Origin of the sequence: Mesorhizobium sp. ORS 3428 (genome assembly GCF_001854785.1) — a bacterium.
In the GTDB taxonomy this organism is placed as follows: domain Bacteria; phylum Pseudomonadota; class Alphaproteobacteria; order Rhizobiales; family Rhizobiaceae; genus Mesorhizobium.
Genome location: NZ_MDFL01000057.1, coordinates 144,206 through 160,513 on the forward strand (window position 1 = coordinate 144,206; position 16,308 = coordinate 160,513).

Sequence of the window (16,308 nt, forward strand, 5' to 3'; positions counted from 1 at the left end):
GTCACTTGGTGACGAGCGGGCAACCGCCTTCCTCGGCCTTCATGAAGGCCTTGTCGCCGGGAATGGTCGCCAGATAGGTGTAGTAGTCCCAGTCCTTCTTGCTCTCTTCCGGTTTCTTGACCTGGTAGAGATACATGTCGTGCACCATCGAGCCGTCGGCCTGCACCTTGCCGTTGGCGGTGAAGACGTCGTTGACCGGCATCTCATGCAGTTGCTTCGCCACGGCCTCGGTCTCGTCGGTGCCGGCCTTGTCGATGGCCTTGAGATATTGCGTCACCGCCGAATAGGTGCCGGCCTGGATCATGTTCGGCATGCGGTTGGTGCGCTTGAAGAAGCGTTGGGCGAATTCGCGGCTCTTGTCGTCGCGGTCCCAGTAATAGCCTTCGGTGAGCACCACGCCCTGCGCTGCCTGCAGGCCGAGGCCATGCACTTCGGCCAGAGTGAAGAGAAGCGCCGCCAGCCGCTGGCCGCCGGCGACGATGCCGAACTCGGCCGCCTGCTTGATCGAGTTGGAGGTGTCGAGGCCGGCATTGGCCAGCCCGATGATCTTGGCGCCCGAGGACTGCGCCTGCAGGAGGAAGGAGGAATAGTCGGTGGAGCCCAGCGGATAGCGCACCTCACCCAGCACCTTGCCGCCGCTCGCCTCGACGAGCTTGGCGGTCTGGTCCTTCAGCGAATAGCCGAAGGCGTAGTCGACGGTGATGAAATACCAGCTGTCGCCGCCCTGCTGCACCAGCGCGCCGCCGGTGCCGACGGCCTGGGAATGGGTGTCATAGGCCCAGTGGAAGCCATAGGGCGAGCACTGCTTGCCGGTGAGGTCGGTGGAGGCCGCACCCGTGACGATGTCGATCTTCTTCTTTTCCTTGGAAAGCCCCTGGACGGCGAGCGCGACGGACGAGGTGGTAAGCTCCATGATCGCATCGACCTGTTGGGTGTCGTACCACTGGCGCGCGATGTTGGAGGCGATGTCCGGCTTGTTCTGGTGGTCGGCGCTGACGATCTCGATCGGTGCGCCCTGCACCTTGCCGCCGAAATCCTCGACCGCCATCTTGGCGGCCTCGACCGACCATTTGCCGCCGAAATCGGCATAGACGCCCGACTGGTCGTTGAGGATGCCGATCTTGACCTTGCCGTCGGAAATCTGGCCAGCCGCCGCCGGCAACGCGGTTGCCGCAAGCAGCGCGGCTGAGACGAAATAGGATGCTTTCACTGGTGTTTCCTCCCTGTGGCCAACCACGGGAAACGCGGCAGGCCTCGCAATGGTTCAACAGTTCCGTCCGGATTTTGGCTTCGGGCCCGATCCCGCCTGACAACCCTCCTCTTGCAGGCCTCCTCTTGCGGGATCATGCCGCCGCGTGCCTGGGGTCGCACGCAGGGCGACCCTAGCATCACATTTCGCGAGCCGAGAATGCTATTTTCGTATTATGGCGCGCCCCGTCATCCGAGCGATCGTAATCCAGCCTCGTCAAATCAGGGGCGACGCCCTTACCACGGCAGGCTTTTGCCGTCGCGGAAGAAGCCGCCGGTCGGGCCGTCATCCGGCAGGGTCGCGGCCCAGACGATGCCGGCAGCCCCTTGCGCGACGGGCCGGCCGCCGGGGYCGCCCATGTCGGTCGCCACCCAGCCGGGACAGATCGAGTTGACCAGCACGCCGGCGCCCCGCAGCTCGGCGGCCAGGATGCGGGTCAGCGCGTTGAGCGTCGCCTTGCTGGTCGAATAGGCCGGCGCGCCGGCGCCCATCGAAGCAAGCGAGCCGCCTTCCGACGAGACATTGACCAGCCTGCCGTGGCCGGAGGCGCTGAGCAGCGGTGCGAACGCGACCGCCACTCGCCAGGCGCCGAAGACATTGGTCTCGAAAGCTTCGCGGATCGCGCTCCAGTCGGGCCGCAGCGCCCGCGCGGACGGGTCGTAGTGGATGGCGGCGTTGTTGATCAGCACGTCGAGCCGGCCGAAGCGGCGCTCCACTTCCGCCGCGGCGCGGGCTGCCGCGTCGGGCGCCGCGACATCGAGCGCAACGGCTTCGACGCTGCCGCTGAGCTTGCTTGCCGCTGCCTCGCCCTTGGCAAGGTCGCGCACGCCGATGAGGACGGTGAAGCCGAGTTCGGCGAGCTGGCGGGCGGTCTCCAGCCCGATGCCGCGATTGCCGCCGGTGACGAGGGCGACCTTATTGGAGTGAATTGTGTTGGTCGCCATTGTGCGTCTCCTGTTGCAGGCCGAGTTCCCGCCCACCCCCCTCTGGCCTGCCGGACATCTCCCCCGCAAGGGGGGAGATTGGATGCCGCCTCCGYTTTCGCCAATCTCCAACGTCGCAGGAAGAGCGCCGGCGCTAAAGCTGCTGATCTCCCCCCTTGCGGGGGAGATGRCCGGCAGGCCAGAGGGGGGTGCCCAAGCGCCGGCAATTCCAATTGTCGGGGAGCGGCAAAGCTGAGAAGTGATGGCTCTCACTTCTTCTGCGGGTAGATCGTCTCGCCGCGCTTCAGCATGTCGACGAAGCTTGCGATCTTTTTCTTGCGCCCGGCCTCGGTCTTCATGTTGTGGGTGCGGAAGGYGAGCGCGAAGCGATTCTGGGCTGAGAGTTTTGCCAGCATTTCTCTGGCTTTCGGCTCGGCGTCGATTGCCGCCTGCAGGTCGGGCGGGATGGCCATGTCCTTGGATCCGCCATAGGCGCGGTCCCAGCGCCCGTCAGCCTTGGCCGCCTCGACCTGCTTGAGGCCGTGCTCGGTCATGCGACCCTCCTCGATCAGGCGCGCGACATTGTCGATGTTGATCTTGCTCCAGATGCCCTTCTTGCCGCGCGGCGTGTAGCGCTGCAGAAAACTCTTCTCATCCAGCGACTTGCGCACCGCGTCGATCCAGCCGAAGCAAAGCACGACGTCGATCGCTTCCTTCGGCGTGATCGAGGCAAGACCCGAGCCAACCTTGTGGATCTTGATCCAGACCTCGCTTTCGCCGGCGTGGTTGTCGGTGAGCCAGGCATAAAAGCTCTTGGCATCGGCGAATTCCCGGATTTTGTCCGGATCGACTTTGATCGGGGCCATCGGTGCTTCCTCCTTGCGCGGCGCCGAAGCTGCCGATCTCCCCCAGGTGGGGGAGATCGCCTTCGCCATCGGACTCTCCGATACCACTATCGGCTTCTTCCGTTTCCGCTCGGTGCTTCGGTCTGCCACATCAATGTCCATGAAAAGGAAGGTATGGACATGGACAAGAGAAAAATCCTGATCGTCGGCGGCAGCTCGGGCATGGGGCTGGCGCTTGCCAGGCGATGCCTCGCCGAAGGCGCCGCTGTCATCATCGCCGGGCGCGGCGAAGCGAAGCTGCGCGCCGCGCGCGATCAGCTTGGCAATCCGGCCGCGCTCGAAACGGCAGYGGTCGACATCAGCCGCGAGGACGAGGTGGCGGCGCTGTTTGCGGGCATCGGCCGGCTCGACCACATCGTCAGCACGGCAGCCGATATCGAAGGCGCCTACCGRCTGCTGCCCGAGATCGAGCTTTCAGCGGCGCAAAGGGTGGTCGAAAGCAAGTTTTATGGACCGCTGCTTTTAGCCAAGCATGGCGCGCCGCAGCTTGCGACCAATAGCTCGCTCACGTTCGTCTCCGGCATCGCCGCCTACCGGCCGGCGGTGCGCGGCGCGGTGGTCGCCGCTGTCAACGCCGCGCTCGAAGGGCTGGTGCGGGCCTTGGCCGTCGAGCTGGCGCCGATCCGCGTCAACGCCGTCTCGCCCGGCTGGGTCGACACGCCGATCTGGCAGCTTGTGGCCGGTGATGCGAAGGACGAGACGCTCGCCGCCATGGCCAAGCGCCTGCCGGCGGGGCGGGTCGGACGGCCGGACGACATTGCCGACGCGCTTCGCTTCCTGATGGGCAACGGCTTCACGACGGGAGAGACGCTGCATGTCGAGGGTGGGCACCGGCTGATCTGACGGCCGCGAAATTCTCGCCTACCGCTGCAAGCAGCGCCTTCAGCGCCGGGGGCTGGACGCGCCGTCGGCGCCAGATCATGACGAGGTCCGCCGAACGGACAGGACCGGGCCAGTTGAGTTCAGCGACCTCGCCGCGATCGAGCGCAGCCGCGACCGCCAGGCGCGGCACGATGCCAAAGCCTGCACCGGCCGCGACCAGACCGGCGATGGCGTCGATGCTGCCGACTTCCGCCGCAAGCCTCGGCCCGCCAAAACCCGCCTCGGCAAAGGCCCTGTCGACCATGGCGCGGTAGACGCATCCGGTTTCGGTGGCGACGAAGCGTTTTTCGGCAAGCTCCGCCAGATCGACATCGGTGTGGTTCTCGCCCGGCGGCGCGATCAGCGCCAGCGGCTCGGCCGCGACGCTGCGCCTGGCGAAGCGTTCATCCGGCTCGCTCGCGCCGGGCCGGTCGAAGCAGAAGGCGACGTCGATCTCGCCCTCCCCCAGTCTGCGCAGCAATTCGCCGCTGCCGGCGATCTTCAGCCTGATGTCGATGTCGGGATGAACGGCCTGGAAATCGGCAAGCCAGCCGCCGAGCCTTGCGGACGCGATCGTCTCCAGGGCGCCGATCGTGACACTGCCGGCCGTCTGTCCGGCCGCGGCATCGATCGCGCCGCGCGCCTCGTCCGCGAGCGACAGCATCTCCTCGGCATAGGGCTTCAGTGTCTCGCCCGCCGGCGTCAGTTCCAGCCCCTGCCGCGAACGCGTGAACAGGGTGGTGCCGAGTTCCGCCTCCAGCGCCTGGATCTGGTCGCTGACGCTCGACTGCGCGAGGTTGACCTCTTGCGCCGCACGCGTGGCGTTGCGCGTACGCGCGACCGCCAGAAATGTCTTCAGCAGCCTCGGATGCATCGGGCGGGCGTCGTTACTGCAGCTGTGGCTTCTTGAGGAAGGAGTTACGGTCGGCCGATTTTACGCGCAGCCAGGTCTCGCGGCCGTCGCGCACCACGCGCAGCGGGATCTCGGAGCCAGCCGGGTTCTGCCAGAGCTTGCGGTAGAAGTCGGCGAGACCGTCGACCTCGCCGTCGCGCACGTCGGAGATGATGTCGCCCTGGCGCAGGCCCGCCTTTGCCGCGGGACCGCCTTCGGCGACGCTCATCACCACCACCATGCCGTTCGACTCGGCCGAGAAGGCGCCGAGCCATGGGCGCGGCGGCCTGCCCACCTGGCCGCGCTTTACCAGATCGTCGAGGATCGGCGTCAGCAGGTTGATCGGCACCACCATGTTGATGTCGGCGATCTCGCCGGCGCGGCTCATCTGCAGGCGCAGCGAGCCGACGCCGAGCAGCTTGCCGTCGCTGTCGAACAGCGCGGCCCCGCCCCAGGACGGATGCGCCGGCGCCGTGAAGATCGCCTCGTCGAGCAGATATTCCCAATAGCCGGCGAATTCCTGCTTGGTGACGATATGGGCATCGACCTGCTGGCCGATGCCGTCGGCCAGTGTTACGGCGTCGCCGATATTGGCCTTCCTGGAATCGCCCAGCGCGACCGCCGGCAGTTCGAGCGGCGACAGCGACTGCACCAGGCCGAACCCGGTCTCCTGGTCATAGGCGAGCGCATGCGCCGGCAGCACGCGGCCGTCCTGGTCGGTGAGCCAGACCTCCTCGGCCTCGGTGATCAGATAGCCGATGGTAAGCACCAGCCCGTTGTCGCGGATCACCACGCCGCTGCCTTCGCGGCGCGTGCCCAGCGCATTGGCGGTGAAGGCGTCATCCGGAACCATGGCGCGCACGGCGACGACGGAGCGGGAGGCTTTTTCAAGGGTCATCGGACGATCCTGGATTGCGGGTGTTTTTCTATAAGTATGGCCAAAGGGACGCGGTGCAAGGGCTGCGCTCACTCCCCTTCTCCCCTTGCGGGAAGGTGAGGCACCGCACTGGCACAAGCATTAGTTCAACGAAATTTGAACTTTTTCCTTTGACGCCGGCGCGGCCATACCTAAGTCTATGGTAACGAACCCATATCCCAAGACTTCGCAACCACAGGGCCCTCGCAATGAAACAGTATACCCCGCCGAAAGTCTGGACCTGGAACAAGCCGAGTGGCGGYGCCTTCGCTTCGATCAACCGGCCGGTCGCCGGGCCGACGCATGAGAAGGAACTGCCGGTCGGCAAGCATCCGCTGCAGCTCTATTCGCTGGCCACTCCCAACGGCCAGAAGGTGACGATCATGCTGGAGGAGCTTCTGGCGCGCGGCCACAAGGGCGCCGAATACGACGCCTGGCTGATCCRCATCAATGAGGGCGAGCAGTTCGGCAGCGGCTTCGTCAAGGTCAACCCGAACTCCAAGATCCCGGCGCTGCTGGACCGCAGCGAGCCGAAGCCGGTGCGCGTCTTCGAATCCGGCTCGATCCTCACCTACCTGGCGGAAAAGTTCGGCGAATTCCTGCCGACGGATCGTGCCGCCCGCGCCGAAACCTTCTCCTGGCTGTTCTGGCAGATGGGCTCGGCGCCCTATCTCGGCGGCGGCTTCGGCCATTTCTACGCCTATGCGCCGGAAAAGATCGAATACGCCATCGACCGCTTCGCCATGGAGACCAAGCGGCAGATGGATGTGCTCGACCGGCGGCTGGCGGAGAGCGAATACCTGRCCGGGCCGGACTATACGATCGCCGACATGGCGGTCTGGCCCTGGTATGGCGGACTCGCCAAGGGCCGCAGCTACAACGATGCCGACCGGTTTCTCTCGGTGCATGAATACAAGCATGTGCAACGCTGGGCCGATGCGATCGACGCCCGGCCGGCGGTGAAGCGCGGCCGCATGGTCAACCGCATCTCCGGCGACCCGGCCTTCCAGCTCCACGAACGCCACGACGCCAGCGACTTCGAGACGAAGACGCAGGACAAGCTGGAAGCGGCGGAGTGATAAGCCTTACCCTCCCCCTTGTGGGGAGGGTCGCTGCGAAGCAGCGGGGCGGGGGGTGTGGCGCCGACCCCCACCCGGACCTTCGGTCCGACCTCCCCACAAGGGGGAGGTAGGGCGCCCCGCTACCTCCCATAGGTATACGTCACGCTCGCCTCGCCGAGCGCCTGGCTCTTGGCGGCGACCGAGACCATGTCCGGCGACGGATTGGCCGGGGTGCGCAGCTTCGCTTGGCCCAGCGCATAGAGCGTGAAGACGTAGTGGTGCGTACCGCTGCCGGGCGGCGGGCATGGCCCGAAATAGCCGGCGCGGCCGATGCCGCCGGTGCCGAGGACCGTGCCCTTGGGCAGGCCCTTGCCGCCCTTGGAGCCGGCGCCTTCCGGCAGGCCCTTCGCGCTTGCCGGAATGTTCCAGGCCAGCCAATGCCAGAAACCCTTGCCGCCGCCGGCGTCGGGATCGAACATGGTGAGCGCGTAGCTCTTGGTTCCGGCCGGCGGATCCTTCCAGGTCAGCGCGATCGAGACGCTCTTGCCGGTGCAGCCGCCGGCCTCGTCGCCCAGATATTTATCGTCCCATTTGCCGTTGGAGACCGACGGGCTGGAGATTTCGAAAGCGGAGGCCTGGGTGGCGAAACCGAACAGCACAAGCGCGGCAATGCAAAGGCGCGAAGTCATGGCTGCACTCCTTCTGCTTGGATTGCCCGAAGTCTAGCCGAAAGGCGGGCCGCAACCGAGCAACTTTGCGTGACGTGTTGACGGGGCCGCAACTGCCGATCTCCCCCACAACAAGGGGGGAGATCGGCTGCCTCGCCGTCGCCTTCGCTCACCTCCAACGTCGAAGCGCCCTACTCCGCAGCGCTGCATTCCTCCAGCGGCGGGGCCAGCAGATCGGCGACGGCCGCCAACCAGAGCCGGTCGATGCGGGCGAGATCGGTTCCGTCGATCTCGTCGAGGTGCTTCCAGTACATGCCGTGCTCGTAGAAATAGCCGAGCTCGCGCTCCATGGCCTCGGCCGCTTCCACCGCCTTGAAATCGATGCCGGCATGCAGATCGGCCTTCACGGCGGCAAGACGCGCGGCGGACAGTCCCCTCACCTCCTCGAAGGACAGCTTTGGGAAAACCAGCCGGCTGCGCGGCAGGTCCGACAGGTTGACGCAGAGCGTGCCACGCCGCAGCGCATGGATGAGAAGGCGCGCGGACTTGGCCTCGAGGCTCTGCAGCGTGACGTCGTTGCGCAGTGGATCGGCCTGGCCGACGCCATAGAAATGGGTGTTGCCCGGGCGGTCGTAGATCATGTCGCAGCCGAGGAAGGTGAGCGCATCGGGCCGCTGGCTGTGGACGGTCCAGTAAGCGGCGGTCATGGACATGGTGCCGCCGGCATAGACGAAGCCGCCGAACGTGTTCTGCGCCGGCACGTAATGGGCGGCGCTGAAAATCTGCTGCGCCGGATCGGGCTGGGGCATGCGTTCGAGCGGGAAATCGCCGGCGTGCACCAGCACGTCCCAGTCCGGGCGCACGCGCCAGGCGTTGTTGATGGCGACGATGGCGGCGAAGGCATGCTTCGGCCATCCGGTGCAGCGCATGACATCGGGCGCGCTGCCGAGCAGCAGGGTCACGCGGGGCGATGCATCACTCACCATGCCATCCTCTCTCACGAATTGCGGCGCACATTACCTTGCCCGGCCTCCCCGGCAAGGGCCGACCGCGCGGCCTGCGGGCCCCCAAAAGCGGCGCGATGGGGTCTTCACGATTTCTTGCAAGGCGGGAACGTCGCACGGAATGCCCCGTTGGAAACTTGTCGCAAATCAACGATGCAAACCGAAGGAGACTTCCTCATGATGAAGAAAATCCTCGCAGCTTCCGTGCTGACCGTTGCACTCGCGACCCCGGCCGCGATGGCGCAATCGGTCGGTGGCGGTGCTAGTGCGTCGGGCGGCGCGTCCGGCGGCGTATCGGGCAGCGTGTCCGGTGGTGCGCCGGCCAGCGTATCGGGCGGTGCCAGCGGCGGTGCGTCGGGCAGCGTATCCGGTGGCGCGTCAGCCGGCACGGGCGGTGCGTCGGGTAGCGTAACCGGCAGCTTAGCGGCGACAGGCACCGTGTCGAYGGACACCACCACGACGGGCTCCATCAAGGCGACCCAGCCGAGCGGCATGGAGGATCGCTGCAAGGACAGCGGTGGCAACGACACCGATAACAACACGGCCAGCGGCGCCATTACCTCCAATATGCAGGGCTGCAACAAATAGCGTCGTTCGGTCCGTCCCGCTCCCGCGGGAAAGCCCAAGAAAAAGCCCCGCCGGTGGAGGCCGTCGGGGCTCTTCTTTTCTGGCCGTGAAGGTGGGACCCCGCGGCTAGATGATCCAGGGGGTCTTGGATCGAGAGTAATTGTAGCCGAAGATCAGGCCAGACCCATAATCACGCCTGCGCGAGCGATGAGATGATAGGCGCGTTCTACCTTACGTTGGACATTGGCGAAGGCCGACGCGACGTCTGATCTCCCCACAAGAAGGAGGGAGATTGGCAGCATCAACCCCTCAACAACTTCGCCAGCCTCGGCACGCCCTCGCCCACCGCGCGGTCGTCAGCGAGCGTGAAGGACATGCGCAGCGTATTGCGGCCGGTGCCGTCGGCGAAGAACGCGTTTCCCGGCACGAAGGCGACGCGCGCCTCCTTGACCGAACGCGCCAGGAGTTCGGTGGCATCAGTGCCTTCGGGCAGCGTCAGCCAGACGAACATGCCGCCGTCCGGCCGGCTCCAGGAAATGCCTTGCGGCATGCTGGCTTCCAGCGCGGAAAGCAGCGCGTCGCGGCGACGGCGATAGGCGCCGATCAGCTTCTCCACCTGGCCGTCAAAGATGGTCTCGGCGACGCGGTGCATGACCATCTGGTTGATCGAGGGGCTGTGCAGGTCGGAGGCCTGCTTCATCAGCACCAGCTTCTCCACCACATGGCGTGCCGCGCAGACCCAGCCGACGCGCATGCCGGGCGACAGGATCTTCGAGAACGAGCCGCAATAGAGCGTGCGGGCGTTGTCGATGCCGCCGGAGCGCGCGCAGTCGAGCGCCAGGATCGGCGGCACGGCCTCGCCGTCATAGCGCAGCGCGCGATAGGCGGCATCCTCGATGACGGCGATGTCGAGTTCGCCGGCGAGGTCGAGCACCGCCTCGCGCTGCTTGACGTCGAGCGTGTTGCCCGTCGGATTGGCGAAATCTGGCACCAGATAGGCGAACTTCACCCGCCCGCCATTTGCGGCCGCTGCGGCGCGATAGGCCTGCGGCGTCATGTTGCCGCCGGCAGGGGTCAGCCGGTCGTAGCGCGGCTCATAGGCGTTGAAGGCCTGCAGCGCGCCGAGATAGGTCGGCCAGGTGACCAGGGCCGTGTCGCCGGGCGACAGGAACAGCTTGCCGAGATAGTCGAGCGCCTGCTGCGAACCGGAGGTGATGAAGATGTTGCCCTCGTCGCATTGAACGCCGAGCCTGCCCATATAGGCGGCCAGCCATTTGCGCAGCGGCAGAAAACCTTCGCTGACCTGGTACTGCAGGGCCGCCTCTGCCTCCGCCCCGCCGAGCACGGCCTGGTAGGCATCGCCGATGGCTTGCGCCGGAAACAGCGAGGGATCCGGAATGCCGCCGGCAAAGGAGATGATGTCGGGCTGGTCGAGCAGCTTCAACAGCTCGCGGATCTCCGAGGCCTTCATGCGCGAGGAGCGCGAGGCCAGAAGGTTCAAAAGGGTCAAGGGCGCGCCTCCCGAGCGGCAAACTGATATTTAGGTCAACTTGACTGACCTATTATCAGGCTTTTTAGCCAAGTTGAATAGCCCAGCCGCGGAACGCGCGCGGGCCAATCCCTCCGTCCTGCCGGATCGGCGGTCGCGGACCTGCGCGCTCACCGAAACGTGACCAGGCACAAGGATCAGCGTCCTCTAACTCAATCCGCGTTGATGGTAGTGATGGGGGTGGCTCCGCCGGGGCCACAATGATGGGAGATTATCGCCATGAAAACGAAGACTGCACTTCTGAGCCTGCTGGCTGCGTCGGTCATCGCCGGCACGGCGTTCGCCGGTATCCTCGACGAACCGAAGATGATGGCTCCCTTCTACACCGACAAGACCATGACGACGATGAAGTCGGACGCCCAGATCAAGAAGGTCTGGGCCAGGATGTCGAAGAAGAACAAAACGGCCATGATGAAGGAATGCCAGGATCCGGCGATGAGCAAGCCGCATGCCGAGTTCTGCGACAAGATCAAGGCCTTGGCCGGCCACGCCTGATATACGGCGGCGGAGAGGGCGACACCGGCGGCGCCGTGCAATGCCTGCGACGGCTGAGATACGCATAGGCCGGCGCAGGCAGCGGCCGGTGTGGTAAGGCACAGTCAATTCAAAAACATTTTAGCGGCCGCGAATAGAAATCCGTTGCGCGCCGCGTCGGGTGCATGCAACCTCATTTCCGGCGGACCGACAAGAAGAAGGACAAAGGCCCGAACGGGAGGGGGAAGTGACGCTCGAGCTTATCGGGGCCGGATTCGGCCGCACCGGCACGTGGTCCACTTTCGCCGCGCTGAACAGGCTCGGCTTTCCGAGCTACCACATGCAGGAAGTTATCATCAACAAGGCCAACAAGGGCCATCTCGACTTCTGGCGCAAGGTGGCGAACAGTCCGCCCGGCACGCAGCACGACTGGAGCCGGGTCTTCGCCAATTACCGGGCGACGGTCGACAATCCGGGCTGCTGCGTATGGCGCGAACTGATGGCCGCCTACCCTGAGGCCAAGGTGCTTTTGACGCTGCATCCGCGCGGCGCCGAAGCCTGGTATGACAGCACCATCGACACGATCTACTTCACCGAGAATGTCTGGCAGTTCCGAGTGCTGGAATGGCTGACGCCGTTCGGCCGCAAGTTCGGCGACATGTCGAGGAAGCTGGTCTGGGGCCGCACGTTGAAAGGCGTGATGAACGACMGCGACAAGGCGGTGGCGCGCTACAACGCCTATGTCGACGAGGTGAAGGCGGCAGTGTCGCCGGAAAGGCTGCTGATCTTCAAGGTGACCGACGGCTGGGGCCCGCTCTGCGATTTCCTCGGCGTCCCGCTTCCGAACGAGCCCTTCCCCAACCTCAACGATCGCGCCAGCATCAAGAAGATCATCCGCGACATGATCGTCGGCTCCTATGTGATGCTGGCCGGCGCGGGCCTGGCGATCGCGCTGGTGATCGGCGGGCTCTGGTGGTGGCTGGGATAGGAGAACGCGTCGGCCGAGCGAGAACAGCAAGGCCGACGACAGAAACTTCCGGCTCCCGGTGCGTGCGGGATTGTCGCTATATCAGAATAGGCGCATATTATCTGAAGCCGAAGCGCTGCTCCGGCTGAACCGCCCGTTGGCCATGGTTGCCCAGGCGGTCCCAGACCACGTCAAATGTCAGCGAAGGAACAAGCACCTCGGTGCTGCTCAAAGTATTGAGCAGCCGAAACAAGATATTCGGAGGAGATTCCTATGAAGGTTACCATATTGGCGAACTACGAACCCCATGCCGCTAAAGGGGTGATGCAGGGATCGAACCGGGAAGTTGCAATCCGTGCGCTCTTTGAAAGTGTCGGCGGCAGGATGAGCAGCGTGATTTTTACGCGCGGCCTCTACGACGTCGTGGTCAATGGCGAGGTGCCGGATCAGGTGGCGGGGATGGGCATGGCGCTCGCGGTGCGCGCAAGCGGTTCGGTGCGCGATCTCGTTGTCCTTGAAGAACTCGACATGAAGGCAGTGATCGAGGTGGCCAACAAGGCTGCCGCCGTCTACGAGCCCGCCGGCTGACCATCTCACCAGCAGCACGGGCGCATTCAGTCGCCCCGTGCTGCTGGTTCCAGAAACGCTCTATCTCATTGTTCTGACGCAATCCGGACGGAAAACCGTTTCGCACTTTTCCTGGAATTTCCCTAGAACGGCAGCCGAATCTCGTCGGTCTGGTCCGCCTCCGGCCAGCCGATGTCCTTGCGGATATCCGGCGGCAGGTGGTCGAGCTCGCACGTGGCTCTCCGGCGCTTGGCGGCCTGCGCAAAAGCGGCCCGGATTCGGTTAAGGCTTTTGAACATTGGAACCTCCACAAAGCGGGATCGGTGCTGCCCGCTCACCGGGCGCTTTTTGAGGTGCGTCTGTAACGAGGCGATTGCGCGCCGACGGTGAAATGCTTCACGAAGCCGGAGCGGCCTGAAACATATGCATGCAAATCAATTTCCAGAGTGGAAGGCGCACGGCCGCTCGCCGCCGCTCATCGTGCCGCCCAATTGCCCTGCACCTCGGCCGACCCGCCTTCCTTCATGATGATTTCGCGGTGCGGATAGGGGATGTTGATGCCGTTCTTTTTGAACGTGTCCCACAGCGCCAGCAGCACCTTGCCGCGCACATTGGTCAGGCCCTGCTGCGGATCGTGGATCCAGAAGCGCAGGACGAAATTGAGCGAAGAGTCGCCGAAACCCGTCAGCCAGCAGACCGGGCGCCGATCGGCCTCGACCCGGCCGACGCTGATCGCGGCCTCTATCGCCAGTTCRCTGACCTTGTGCGGATYGGCGTCGTAGGAGACGCCRAAATCCACGTCGAGCCGCACGAGGTTGTCGCTGAACGACCAGTTGATGACTCTTCGGGTGATGAAGTCTTCGTTGGGGATCAGATATTCGCGGCCGTCGCGCGTCACCACCGAGACGAAGCGTGCGCGCAATTCACGTATCCAGCCGAATGTGCCTTCGAGCGAAATGGTGTCGCCCGGCTTGATCGACTTGTCGAGCAGGATGATGATGCCGGAGACGAAATTGGAAACGACCTTCTGCAGCCCGAAAGCGAGGCCGACGCCGATCGCGCCGGAGAAGACCGTCAGCGCCGTCAGGTCGACGCCGACGGCGGAAAGGGCGAAGGCGCCGGCCACCAGCACAAGGCCGATCTTGGCCACCTTGCCGACGAGGACGCGGATCGAGGGGGTCAGTTCCTCCGAGATGCGCACACGCTCATCGACATAGTTGCCGATGACCACCGCAAGCCAGACCGTGGCGAACAGGAGCAGAACCGCCTTGAGCAGCAGCAAGGCGGACAGGCGGATCGCGCCCAGGTGGATCGCCAGGCTGTCCAGGAAGGCCGCGGTCTGGTCGCTGATGCCAAGGATGACAAGCGCCGCGTAGAGCCAGATCAGCCAGCCGAGCAGGCGGGCGGCAAGACGGTTGTGGATCGCACGCGACAGCACCGAGGCGAAAAGCCAAGCCAGCGACAGCGAAAGCACGGTATGGACGAGATAGGTGTGGCTTGGCCACACGAAAGCGCGCAGGACACTGAGCGCGGCGAGCAGGAAGATCGCGAAAAGAATCCAGTCGGTGCGCCGCAGCAGGGCGATCACGACCCTCAGCAGTCCGGGATGGCCCTTGATCTGGCGGGCGCGGTCCTCAACCAAGAGCTCGACGCGCTGCCCGGCGAGCCTGGCCGCAAGGAACAGCGCGAGAATGATGGCGGCCYGATAGAGGAGCCACGGCGAGGCGGCATAATCGAGCCATCCGCTGGACCACACCAGCGCTCGACTGATGGCGTCGCGAACGTCCATTGCCACACAACCATCTGAGGCGGGCTAGTAGATTTGAACCCGCCGTTCCGGGGCCTGTTTCAGGCGCACGTATGCTCCGGCGGCCATGCGCCGCCGCCGGCGGATCGCTACCCGGCAGGCTGCTGCTTGCCCGGCGATTCCTTCTGCCGGTCCTCTTCGTCGATCTCGCCCATTGCCATTTCCCAAAAGCGCAGGTCGTTGCCCTCGGGCTTGCCTTCCTTTTCCCAAAGCTCATAGGCTCGCTTGCGGATACGCTCTTCTCTGCTCTGGTCTGACATCGCTTCCTCCTGATCTCCGTTTCATCAGGAGGAACGTCGGCGCCARCAAAACGATCCTCGCGGGGCTCAGYCGCGGCCGACTTTCTCGGGTACCCGGCCGAGCCCTTGCCGATCACTGCGCCCCCCTCTGGCCGCCTCGCGACCATCTGCCCCTCAAGGGCAAGACCGGCGGCTTCGGCCGGTTTCGCAAACCATTCGTTAACCCTAATTCCACGCGCCGGTGATCAAGTCCGCCCGCTGCCGCCTATTCCGCTTTCGCGGAAGTTTCCGCGCGCAAAAAATATGCAATAGTACAGTCAGCGGTACGAGGCCGCCGTGGTCGACGCGGACGCCCAAGCACATCCCCAACAATGCGCCCCCAACGGCCGCGTCGACCATTGAAGAACCCACGGCGACCCGATCGGGTCGCCGTTTTGTTTTGGCGGGTCAGGCCTGCGATTTGGCGTATTCCGCCACCAGCCCCTCATATTCCTCGAAGGCCGGCAGCGCCGCGTAGCTGTGCGCTGCGGGCGTCGTCGCCCAGGGCAGCTTCTCGCTGGTCCAGGTCTCGATGAAGGGCGTGTACCAGGCTGGGTCGTCGAGCATGGTCGGGCGCAGATTGACGAACCAGTCGAGCCCTTCCGGCCGCGTGAACATCCAGGTCATGCAGTAGCCRCAGAAATAGTGCCTCGAGGCGCCATGCAGCCCGCCGATCACCGGCTCGCCTTTCGTCACCTCGAAGCCATCCRCCGGAATGGCGGCGCTCAGCGAATAGGCGCTGGACGACATCGACTGGCAGCCGGTACAGTGGCAGGCCATGGTGAGCAAGGGCTTTGCCGAAATCCGCAGGCGCACGCGGCCGCAGCGGCAGCCGCCTTCGGCGGGCAGGGAAAGATTGGGCAAGGTGGGTCTCTCCTTGGTTGGGTTAGGCGCTAAGAAGTCGCCTTTGTAAGCATCACCAGCAATACCCGAGCCGATTGGCGGGTGGCCGCTTTCGCTTCGTCATCCCAGGGCGAAGCAGGAGCAAAGCTCCGTCGCGGAGGCCCTGGGATCCATGCCGTAACATCGGCCGTGGAATGCCGCGAGATGCTCAATCTTCCATCAGCGCCGCCGTCGTCGCCAGCCGCGCGCCCTGCTTTTCGAAAGCTTCGTTGAGGCGAGCGATGATGGCGGGCGCCTTCTCCTCCTGCGAATCCAGCGTCGAATGCGCGTCGGAAACCACGGTGACGCCGAGGCCCTCGGCAAAGGCGCCCTTCACCGTGGCGGCGACGCAGAAATCGGTCTGGGCGCCGATGAGCACGACGTCCTTCGCGCCCTGCGCCGCCACCCATCGCCCAAGGGCTGCGTTGGAGAAGGCGTTGCCGACCGCCTTGCCGAAGGTCGGCTCGTCGTCGGCCTGGCCGAGCGGCGGCCATACCGGCCAGCCTGACGCGCCCGGCGCCAGCGGATCGCCCGCCGGCCCGTCATGGCGAATGAAAGCCACCTTGCGGCCGGAGCGGCGCGCCCAGTCGATCAGTGCGCGGGCGCGCTCGGCAATGGTATCCGCGTCATGGATCGGCGGATCGAAGCGGCCGTCGAACATGCCGGTCTGGAGGTCGATGACGATGAGCGGTGCGGCGGCGGAGGGAGCGTCTGGCATGACGGCGAGGATAGCGTGGG

General features: G+C 65.0%; 19 protein-coding genes. 6 read left to right on the forward strand and 13 right to left on the reverse strand.

Features of this window, described 5'->3' with window-relative positions:
• Position 1: 1 nt before the first annotated feature.
• The 3 genes from ORS3428_RS07455 to ORS3428_RS07465 all read right to left on the reverse strand — a co-directional run bounded on the left by ORS3428_RS07455 (position 2) and on the right by ORS3428_RS07465 (position 3,038).
• Entirely contained in the window at positions 2-1,210 is a 1,209-nt protein-coding gene (locus tag ORS3428_RS07455; RefSeq protein WP_071096006.1) for an ABC transporter substrate-binding protein, read from the reverse strand.
• Positions 1,211-1,485: 275 nt separating this feature from the next.
• Complete coding sequence (locus tag ORS3428_RS07460; protein ID WP_071096007.1) at positions 1,486-2,193, reverse strand: SDR family NAD(P)-dependent oxidoreductase; 708 nt, start codon at positions 2,191-2,193, stop codon at positions 1,486-1,488.
• Positions 2,194-2,441: 248 nt separating this feature from the next.
• Entirely contained in the window at positions 2,442-3,038 is a 597-nt protein-coding gene (locus tag ORS3428_RS07465; RefSeq protein ID WP_071096114.1) for a YdeI/OmpD-associated family protein, read from the reverse strand.
• A 153-nt stretch (positions 3,039-3,191) separates the two neighbouring features.
• Here ORS3428_RS07465 and ORS3428_RS07470 point away from each other — a divergent pair, with 153 nt between their 5' ends.
• On the forward strand, positions 3,192-3,920 hold the full coding sequence (locus ORS3428_RS07470; RefSeq protein WP_071096009.1) for an SDR family oxidoreductase: 729 nt from the start codon (positions 3,192-3,194) through the stop codon (positions 3,918-3,920).
• On the opposite strand, the gene ORS3428_RS07475 is transcribed toward ORS3428_RS07470, so the two are convergent.
• Both ORS3428_RS07475 and ORS3428_RS07480 read right to left on the reverse strand, forming a co-directional pair.
• Positions 3,871-4,812: a LysR family transcriptional regulator gene (locus ORS3428_RS07475; RefSeq protein ID WP_071096010.1), complete on the reverse strand. Its 942-nt coding sequence runs from the start codon at positions 4,810-4,812 to the stop codon at positions 3,871-3,873. The two genes, ORS3428_RS07470 and ORS3428_RS07475, sit on opposite strands and share 50 nt — an antisense overlap.
• 13 nt (positions 4,813-4,825) lie before the next feature.
• Positions 4,826-5,728, reverse strand: coding sequence for a S1C family serine protease (locus ORS3428_RS07480; protein WP_071096013.1), 903 nt, complete (start codon positions 5,726-5,728; stop codon positions 4,826-4,828).
• A gap of 227 nt (positions 5,729-5,955) precedes the next feature.
• Between ORS3428_RS07480 and yghU the strand changes: the two genes are divergently transcribed.
• Positions 5,956-6,825 (forward strand): glutathione-dependent disulfide-bond oxidoreductase, encoded by an 870-nt coding sequence (gene yghU, locus ORS3428_RS07485; protein WP_071096015.1) that lies wholly within the window; start codon positions 5,956-5,958, stop codon positions 6,823-6,825.
• Between the two features lie 122 nt (positions 6,826-6,947).
• Here yghU and ORS3428_RS07490 read toward each other — a convergent pair whose 3' ends face one another.
• Together ORS3428_RS07490 and ORS3428_RS07495 are read right to left on the reverse strand one after the other, a co-directional pair.
• Positions 6,948-7,496 (reverse strand): YbhB/YbcL family Raf kinase inhibitor-like protein, encoded by a 549-nt coding sequence (locus ORS3428_RS07490; protein WP_071096017.1) that lies wholly within the window; start codon positions 7,494-7,496, stop codon positions 6,948-6,950.
• 170 nt (positions 7,497-7,666) lie between these two features.
• Complete coding sequence (locus ORS3428_RS07495; protein ID WP_071096019.1) at positions 7,667-8,461, reverse strand: hypothetical protein; 795 nt, start codon at positions 8,459-8,461, stop codon at positions 7,667-7,669.
• Between the two features lie 195 nt (positions 8,462-8,656).
• On the opposite strand from ORS3428_RS07495, the gene ORS3428_RS07500 reads away from it, so the two are divergent.
• Positions 8,657-9,067 (forward strand): hypothetical protein, encoded by a 411-nt coding sequence (locus ORS3428_RS07500; protein ID WP_071096116.1) that lies wholly within the window; start codon positions 8,657-8,659, stop codon positions 9,065-9,067.
• Positions 9,068-9,347: 280 nt separating this feature from the next.
• On the opposite strand, the gene ORS3428_RS07505 is transcribed toward ORS3428_RS07500, so the two are convergent.
• Complete coding sequence (locus ORS3428_RS07505) at positions 9,348-10,517, reverse strand: aminotransferase-like domain-containing protein (protein WP_071096118.1); 1,170 nt, start codon at positions 10,515-10,517, stop codon at positions 9,348-9,350.
• Between the two features lie 297 nt (positions 10,518-10,814).
• Between ORS3428_RS07505 and ORS3428_RS07510 the strand changes: the two genes are divergently transcribed.
• The 3 genes from ORS3428_RS07510 to ORS3428_RS07520 all read left to right on the forward strand — a co-directional run bounded on the left by ORS3428_RS07510 (position 10,815) and on the right by ORS3428_RS07520 (position 12,624).
• Positions 10,815-11,090, forward strand: coding sequence for a hypothetical protein (locus ORS3428_RS07510; RefSeq protein ID WP_071096021.1), 276 nt, complete (start codon positions 10,815-10,817; stop codon positions 11,088-11,090).
• Positions 11,091-11,316: 226 nt separating this feature from the next.
• Entirely contained in the window at positions 11,317-12,057 is a 741-nt protein-coding gene (locus tag ORS3428_RS07515) for a sulfotransferase family protein (protein WP_071096022.1), read from the forward strand.
• 252 nt (positions 12,058-12,309) lie between these two features.
• Positions 12,310-12,624 carry a GYD domain-containing protein gene (locus ORS3428_RS07520; protein WP_071096024.1) on the forward strand — a complete coding sequence of 105 codons (315 nt, stop codon included), beginning with the start codon at positions 12,310-12,312 and terminating at the stop codon, positions 12,622-12,624.
• A 122-nt stretch (positions 12,625-12,746) separates the two neighbouring features.
• On the opposite strand, the gene ORS3428_RS33470 is transcribed toward ORS3428_RS07520, so the two are convergent.
• From ORS3428_RS33470 to ORS3428_RS07535, 5 genes are all read right to left on the reverse strand, one after another.
• On the reverse strand, positions 12,747-12,902 hold the full coding sequence (locus ORS3428_RS33470; protein WP_172833652.1) for a hypothetical protein: 156 nt from the start codon (positions 12,900-12,902) through the stop codon (positions 12,747-12,749).
• Positions 12,903-13,078: 176 nt separating this feature from the next.
• A complete protein-coding gene (locus tag ORS3428_RS07525) occupies positions 13,079-14,392 on the reverse strand; it encodes a mechanosensitive ion channel family protein (protein WP_071096026.1) in 1,314 nt (437 codons plus the stop codon).
• 107 nt (positions 14,393-14,499) lie between these two features.
• Positions 14,500-14,670, reverse strand: a complete 171-nt coding sequence (locus ORS3428_RS31270; protein ID WP_083355040.1) for a DUF2934 domain-containing protein — start codon at positions 14,668-14,670, stop codon at positions 14,500-14,502.
• Between the two features lie 426 nt (positions 14,671-15,096).
• Positions 15,097-15,552, reverse strand: a complete 456-nt coding sequence (locus tag ORS3428_RS07530; protein ID WP_071096029.1) for a GFA family protein — start codon at positions 15,550-15,552, stop codon at positions 15,097-15,099.
• 187 nt (positions 15,553-15,739) lie between these two features.
• Positions 15,740-16,288: an isochorismatase family protein gene (locus tag ORS3428_RS07535; protein WP_071096032.1), complete on the reverse strand. Its 549-nt coding sequence runs from the start codon at positions 16,286-16,288 to the stop codon at positions 15,740-15,742.
• Between the last annotated feature and the right edge of the window lie 20 nt (positions 16,289-16,308).